We start from the raw sequence: 5,624 nt of genomic DNA on the forward strand, positions 1-5,624 counted from the left end.
GCCCGCGCCGTCGAACAATCCCATCGCGGCCTCGGCGACGATCAGGTCGACGCCGCCGGCCGCCTGTGCCGCCAGCCCCCGCAGCATCGCCGGTGTCATCGCGAAGCCGTCGAGATTGATCGACGCCCTTCCGGTCGCGGCGGCGTGAAAGCCGGGATCGATATAATCGGGTCCGCATTTCGCCGCCGCTACGCGCAGCCCGCCGTGCCGAAAGGCGCGCTGGAGCCCGATGGCGACGAGCGTCTTGCCGGCCCCGGAGCGCGGCGCTGCGACCAGCAGCCCCGGCGCCGGCTGGCCGGTCAAAACTCGATGCCCCGCTGTGCCTTCACGCCCGACCGGAACGGGTGCTTCACCTGCACCATCTCGGTGACGAGGTCGGCGGCTTCGATCAGCGCCTCGGGCGCGTTGCGGCCGGTGACGATGACATGCTTCATCGCGCTTCGGTTCCGCAGGCCCGCGACGACCTCCTCGACGGGCAGATACTCGTAGCGCAACGCGATGTTGAGTTCGTCGGCGACCACCATCGCGATGTCGGGATCGGCGATCATTCGCTTCACCTCGTCCCATCCGGCACGCGCCCAGGCGATGTCGCGCGCGCGGTCCTGCGTGTCCCAGGTGAAGCCTTCGCCCATGACCTTGTGTTCGATCTGTCCGGGAAAGGCCGAATAGACCGCCTTCTCGCCGGTCGCCCAGCCGCCCTTGATGAACTGGACGATGCCGACCTTCATCCCGTGGCCCAGCGCGCGGCACACCATGCCGAAGGCCGCGGTCGACTTCCCTTTGCCCTTGCCGGTGTGGACGATCAGCAGGCCCTTCTCCTGCGTCTTGTCGGCCATGATCCTGGCCTTGGCGGCCTGCCGCTTGCGCGCCTTTTCATTATGGCGTTCGTTGATTTCGTCTTCGGTCATCTTTCCCTCCGGGTACGACGTCGCTCTGGCGCGGCGCCGACCGGCACCGCACCGCTGATTTTCGTCGCCCGAACGGGTGATCCGTGCCTTGGCCTATCCCTGGACCTAAGGCATTGAGCGACCCCGCGCCGGCAGGTCTCCTGGCTCACGGGTCTTCGCTCGATGCACGCCTTCCCGGTTTCACCCAGTGGTCGCCTTGGACTGTCGCCCAGGCCTGTGCATCGCGCTCGCCGCTTACAGTTGCAGAGACAGCCATGGATTCGGCCGCGAACGAACACGGCTCCACCATATTCCCTATTATGCCCTCGCGGGCACCGGTGCGGTTGCGCAAAGGCAATTGCCTTCACTCGCCCGAAATTAGCGCATGGTTCGTCTTAATCAACATATACGACGATTCCGTCCATAATGGCTGCTGGCTCGTTTCGCGGCTCGATCGGCTGTCAAACGTCCGCTTCCAACGCTTCGCACCTCAAAAGCGGACGCGCCTGAGAGCGGACCGTCTGGATTTGGGTCGCGAAAGCGGACGTGCATAAGCAGATGGTCCGATTTTGATATAGTTTCGTCCGCTTATCCGCAGGTCGTGCGCACGCGGGCCCGCCCTGGATGGTGTTGGCGATAGGCCGTGCCGGATCACGACGCTTGGCTCCCGGATGACGGCGGCGGAAACGGCGGCGCGCGGGCGAGATAGCGACGTTCAAGGACCTCGATAATGACCATGGTGCCGCTGCAGCATGGGCATAGCGACTTGGGCTCTGCATCGTCTATGGGTCCGGCCGGTGGCGGTGTGACGCTGAGCAGACGGCGAGCGCGTTCGAGATGACCCTTGCGCCTGGCGCTGGCGAGGAGCCCAGGCGCCTTCTTCTCCGCCATCGCTCTCGCAGCAACCGTCATCTTCTGGCTCTGATCAATGAGTCCTGACCCTAAGTTAGGTGCCGGGCCCACCATTTTTCTTGCCAACATGCATGTAAGTTGGTCCATTGGCTCCTCACGAACAGGGGAAGGCGCGATGGCCAAGACACGGATGATATTGTTGGGGGGGCTGGCGATTGTCGCTGTCGCCGTGGGAACCGTGGCCGTGCGCACCGCGAACTTCGCGCCCGCGAACCTTGCCGATGGCAGCGACGTGACGCTGGCGGCCGCACCGGCCTATGATCTCGACGCCGCGGTCCGGCATCTGAGCGCCGCCGCGCAGATCCGCACCATCTCGCATCAGAACCCCACCGACAACGAAAGCGCCGAATGGGACCGGCTGCACGCCTGGCTCGCCAGCACCTATCCCGCCGCCCATGCCGCGATGACGCGCACGATCCTGCCCAACCGCACGCTCGTCTATCATTGGCCGGGCAGCGATGCCGCGCTCGCCCCGATCATCGTCATGGCGCATCAGGACGTCGTGCCGGTGACCGAGGGGACCGAAGGCGACTGGAAATATCCGCCCTTCTCGGGCCAGATCGCCGAAAAGGCGGTGTGGGGCCGCGGCACCGTCGACGACAAGGGCTCATTGGTCGGGCTGTTCGAAGCCCTCGAGGCGCTCGCCACGGCCGGTTTCCAGCCGAAGCGCGGCATCTATCTCGTCTCGGGCCATGACGAGGAGGCCGGCGGCTCGGGCGCCATCGCCGCGGCCGCGAAGCTGAAGGCCGAGGGCGTGAAGGCGATCTTCACCATCGACGAGGGAAGCCTTGTCCTCACCGACACTCCGGTGATCGACGGTCCCGCGATCATGATCGGCATCGGCGAAAAAGGCTATGCCACGCTGAGGGTCACGGCAAACGCCCCCGGCGGTCACAGCTCGATGCCGCCCGCCGAAACGGGCGTGACGGTGCTGGCGAAGGCGGTGCTCGCGATCGCCGACGATCCGTTCCCGCTTGAACTGCGCGGCCCGGGGCTGTCGATGATCGAAGCGCTCGCGGCCGAGACGGGCGGAACGACCAAGATGGCGGTCGCCAACCGCTGGCTGTTCGCGCCGCTGCTGAAGCGCCAGCTCGCCGACTCGCCCTCGACCGCCGCGGCCTTCCACACGACGATCGCGCCGACGATGCTGGAGGGAAGCCCGAAGGAGAATGTGCTGCCCCAGTCGGCCAATGCGCTGATCAACTATCGCATCGCGCCGTGGAACAGTTCGAAGGACGTGATGGCGCGCGCTAAGGCCGCGGTCGGCGACGCGAAGGTCGACCTGGGCTGGGCCAAACCGCCGCGCGAGCCCTCGCGCATCTCCTCGACCAGTTCGCAGGGGTGGAAATGGATCGCCGCCGCCGCGCGCGCCGACGCGCCCGAGGGCGTGCTGACCCCGACGCTCGTCGTCGCGGGAACCGACAGCCGCAGCATGGAGCCGGTATCCGAAGACGTCTATCGCTTCATGCCGATGCACTTCACGCTCAAGGAGGCCGGGATGATCCACGGCACCAACGAGCATATGGCCATCGACAGCTTCAAGCGGATGATCGATTTCTATGCGCGGCTCATCGCGACCTCGACCGGCTGACATATCCACGCGGCGAGGCGTGCGATATCGTCGCCGGGCCGCAATCCTGAACCGGCGGGAAACCCTGCATTCAGCACAGCGCCATCTTCGATCCCCTAGTTTCGTATCGGGGACCTCGATTGGAAGGTGGAACGATGTTCTTGAAGAAACTGGCTCTGGCAGCATTGCTCGGTGCGAGCGCCATGGCCGCCGTGCCGGGAGAGGCGGAGGCGCGCGATCGCCATCACCGTCACTCCTATCATCATCGCGATTATGACCGCTGGGACGACCGCCGCGATTATCGGCGCTCCTATTACCGCGACAACCGCCGCGATTATCGGTCCCGTCATCGGTATCGGTGCCGGTCGAGCGGGACGACCGGACTGATCGTCGGTGGCGCCGCGGGCGCACTCCTCGGCCGCGAGGTCGATCGCTACGGCGATCGCACTCCCGGCACGATCATCGGCGCTGCGGCGGGCGCGCTGCTTGGTCGCGAGGTCGATCGCGGCGGGCGCTGCTGATCGCAAAGCTCGAAAGCTCCGGGACGCGGCGCTCGCCGCGTCCCGGCAGTTCTTTCCGCTTGCCCTCCGCCCGCTCGAAACCTAAGGGCATCGGCGGTTCGGGGAGTAGCGCAGCCCGGTAGCGCGCCTGCTTTGGGAGCAGGATGTCGCAGGTTCGAATCCTGTCTCCCCGACCATTTTCGCGACGAACCGCCACGGCGGCTTCCGCCCCATCATTTCTCGTCGGTCTGAGAGCGCGAAGCGGTCCAGTCGATCGGCCCCTCAGCGAAACGCCTGTGAAGCTGCCGGAGCGACACGCGATTTCCCTCGCGGAAGAAGGCGATCAGCGCATCGCCCGCCGGCCCCGCAGGATAGCCGTTTCCCGTCAGGCGCACGCGGGTCGCCGCGGCACCGACCGACGTGAGAAGAAAGCTGCTGGTTACCCGGACATAGGCATCGGCATGGGGAAAACCCTCGGGCGTCCGCGTCGTTCGAAAGACGACACGATAGGGTTTCGTCCGCTCGAGCCACTGTTGTTCGATCGTGGATGCCGCACCGGGTTCCGCCCCGGCGTCGTAACCGGTCTCGAAATGATCCGGGGACCCCGGAACCTCCCGTGCCAGCGGCACGGCCCAGGTCCGCCAGCCGTCTACGGTGGCCAACGCCGTCCAGACCTCTTCCAGCGACGCCGGCACCGTAATTTCGTGGACAAGCGTGCGCGTGCCGTCGGTCTCGCTCGCCAGGTTCACATCGATCTGCTGCGCGGCGGCCGGCGATGCCGCCAGCAGCAGAAGCGCGGCATTCACGCCGCGCATTACCCTGCTCGTCATGGGTCGCTGCGCCTGCATGGCGTCAATTGATGGAAGGACCCGTTCCGAGTCAAGTGTCTCGACGGCTGGACGGGCGGCGCATTGCCCTGACGGCAGCGGCCGGGCGAGCCCGTGGCCGACATGCGACGGATCGAGGAACATCGACCGCCCGTATCCGTTGCTCGGAAAGGTGGCGGTGCCACCAGCCATGTGTCGCCGCCCTCATCCCAGCAAGGAGAAGGAGCCATGACCGACACAATCGAACGCACCGAAACCCATCGCCTGATCGCCTCGAACAAGGTTGAGGGCACCGCGGTCTATAATCTGGAAGATGAAAAGCTCGGTACGATCGTCAATGTGATGATCGACAAGCGCTCGGGCCAGAGCGACTATGCCGTGCTTGAATTCGGCGGGCTCTTCGGCATCGGCAGCGATCATTATCCCATTCCGTGGGAGATGCTGACCTATGACACCGACAAGGGCGGCTATGTCGTAAACCTGACCAAGGATCAGGTTTCTGGCGCGCCGCGCTATTCGCGCGACGAGGCTCCCGAATATAGCGACGAATATGGCCGCACCATCTATGGCTATTACGGCCTCAGCTATCCGATGCTCTGAGGATGGCCCGCCGAACCGATCATCGCGCGCAAAAGCCGGACTATCCGGCCGAAGCGGCGCGGGGTGGGGAGATCATCCTCACCACGCTGCGACGGCGGCTCGTTTTCCTGGGCGGGCTCGTCGCCTTCGTCCTGTTTGCGCTGATTGCGGCGATCCTGGCCCCCCACTGATCGCCTGCGATACGCGCCCAACGAAAAAGGCGGCCTTCCCGTCGGGAAGACCGCCCTTTTCGTTTCGGTCAAAGCCCCGGAGGGCTGCGACTTACTTCGCTTCTTCAGCCGGAGCGGCAGCGGCGTCAGCCGGAGCAGCGGCGGCGTCAGCGGCCGGA

General features: G+C 65.6%; 6 protein-coding genes, 1 tRNA gene, 2 pseudogenes and 1 riboswitch. Of the genes and pseudogenes, 4 read left to right on the plus strand and 5 right to left on the minus strand.

Features of this window, described 5'->3' with window-relative positions; all coding sequences use genetic code 11:
- The 3 genes and pseudogenes from VIR62_RS01465 to VIR62_RS01475 form a co-directional block, all read right to left on the minus strand.
- A pseudogene (locus tag VIR62_RS01465) lies at window positions 1–303 on the minus strand (cobyrinate a,c-diamide synthase); the annotation flags it as partial.
- Window positions 300–908, minus strand: coding sequence for a cob(I)yrinic acid a,c-diamide adenosyltransferase (cobO, locus tag VIR62_RS01470; RefSeq protein WP_431868076.1), 609 nt, complete (start codon window positions 906–908; stop codon window positions 300–302). The gene cobO and the pseudogene VIR62_RS01465, both read right to left, overlap by 4 nt.
- A 113-nt stretch (window positions 909–1,021) precedes the next feature.
- Window positions 1,022–1,242: riboswitch (cobalamin riboswitch) on the minus strand.
- A gap of 296 nt (window positions 1,243–1,538) precedes the next feature.
- Window positions 1,539–1,757: pseudogene (locus VIR62_RS01475) on the minus strand (IS91 family transposase); the annotation flags it as partial.
- 157 nt (window positions 1,758–1,914) lie between these two features.
- Here VIR62_RS01475 and VIR62_RS01480 point away from each other — a divergent pair.
- From VIR62_RS01480 to VIR62_RS01490, 3 genes are all read left to right on the plus strand, one after another.
- Window positions 1,915–3,390, plus strand: a complete 1,476-nt coding sequence (locus tag VIR62_RS01480) for a M20 family peptidase (protein WP_431868078.1) — start codon at window positions 1,915–1,917, stop codon at window positions 3,388–3,390.
- A gap of 134 nt (window positions 3,391–3,524) precedes the next feature.
- Window positions 3,525–3,890 carry a glycine zipper 2TM domain-containing protein gene (locus tag VIR62_RS01485; protein WP_184100323.1) on the plus strand — a complete coding sequence of 122 codons (366 nt, stop codon included), beginning with the start codon at window positions 3,525–3,527 and terminating at the stop codon, window positions 3,888–3,890.
- Between the two features lie 99 nt (window positions 3,891–3,989).
- Window positions 3,990–4,066, plus strand: a tRNA-Pro gene (locus VIR62_RS01490).
- Between the two features lie 36 nt (window positions 4,067–4,102).
- On the opposite strand, the gene VIR62_RS01495 is transcribed toward VIR62_RS01490, so the two are convergent.
- Window positions 4,103–4,699: an SRPBCC family protein gene (locus VIR62_RS01495; RefSeq protein WP_431868080.1), complete on the minus strand. Its 597-nt coding sequence runs from the start codon at window positions 4,697–4,699 to the stop codon at window positions 4,103–4,105.
- A 225-nt stretch (window positions 4,700–4,924) separates the two neighbouring features.
- Here VIR62_RS01495 and VIR62_RS01500 point away from each other — a divergent pair, with 225 nt between their 5' ends.
- Complete coding sequence (locus tag VIR62_RS01500; protein ID WP_184100327.1) at window positions 4,925–5,296, plus strand: PRC-barrel domain-containing protein; 372 nt, start codon at window positions 4,925–4,927, stop codon at window positions 5,294–5,296.
- Here the strand turns inward: VIR62_RS01500 and VIR62_RS01505 are convergent.
- A partial coding sequence (locus VIR62_RS01505) for a hypothetical protein (protein ID WP_431868082.1) occupies window positions 5,281–5,624 on the minus strand: 344 nt, incomplete at its 5' end. The two genes, VIR62_RS01500 and VIR62_RS01505, sit on opposite strands and share 16 nt — an antisense overlap.

This window comes from Allosphingosinicella sp. (assembly GCF_036570505.1).
In the GTDB taxonomy this organism is placed as follows: Bacteria; Pseudomonadota; Alphaproteobacteria; order Sphingomonadales; family Sphingomonadaceae; genus Allosphingosinicella.

Coding starts and splice junctions, on each gene's coding strand:
- cobO (WP_431868076.1), bottom strand. CDS start 908: ATGACCGAAGACGAAATCAACGAACGCCATAATGAAAAGGCGCGCAAG.
- VIR62_RS01480 (WP_431868078.1), top strand. CDS start 1,915: ATGGCCAAGACACGGATGATATTGTTGGGGGGGCTGGCGATTGTCGCT.
- VIR62_RS01485 (WP_184100323.1), top strand. CDS start 3,525: ATGTTCTTGAAGAAACTGGCTCTGGCAGCATTGCTCGGTGCGAGCGCC.
- VIR62_RS01495 (WP_431868080.1), bottom strand. CDS start 4,699: ATGACGAGCAGGGTAATGCGCGGCGTGAATGCCGCGCTTCTGCTGCTG.
- VIR62_RS01500 (WP_184100327.1), top strand. CDS start 4,925: ATGACCGACACAATCGAACGCACCGAAACCCATCGCCTGATCGCCTCG.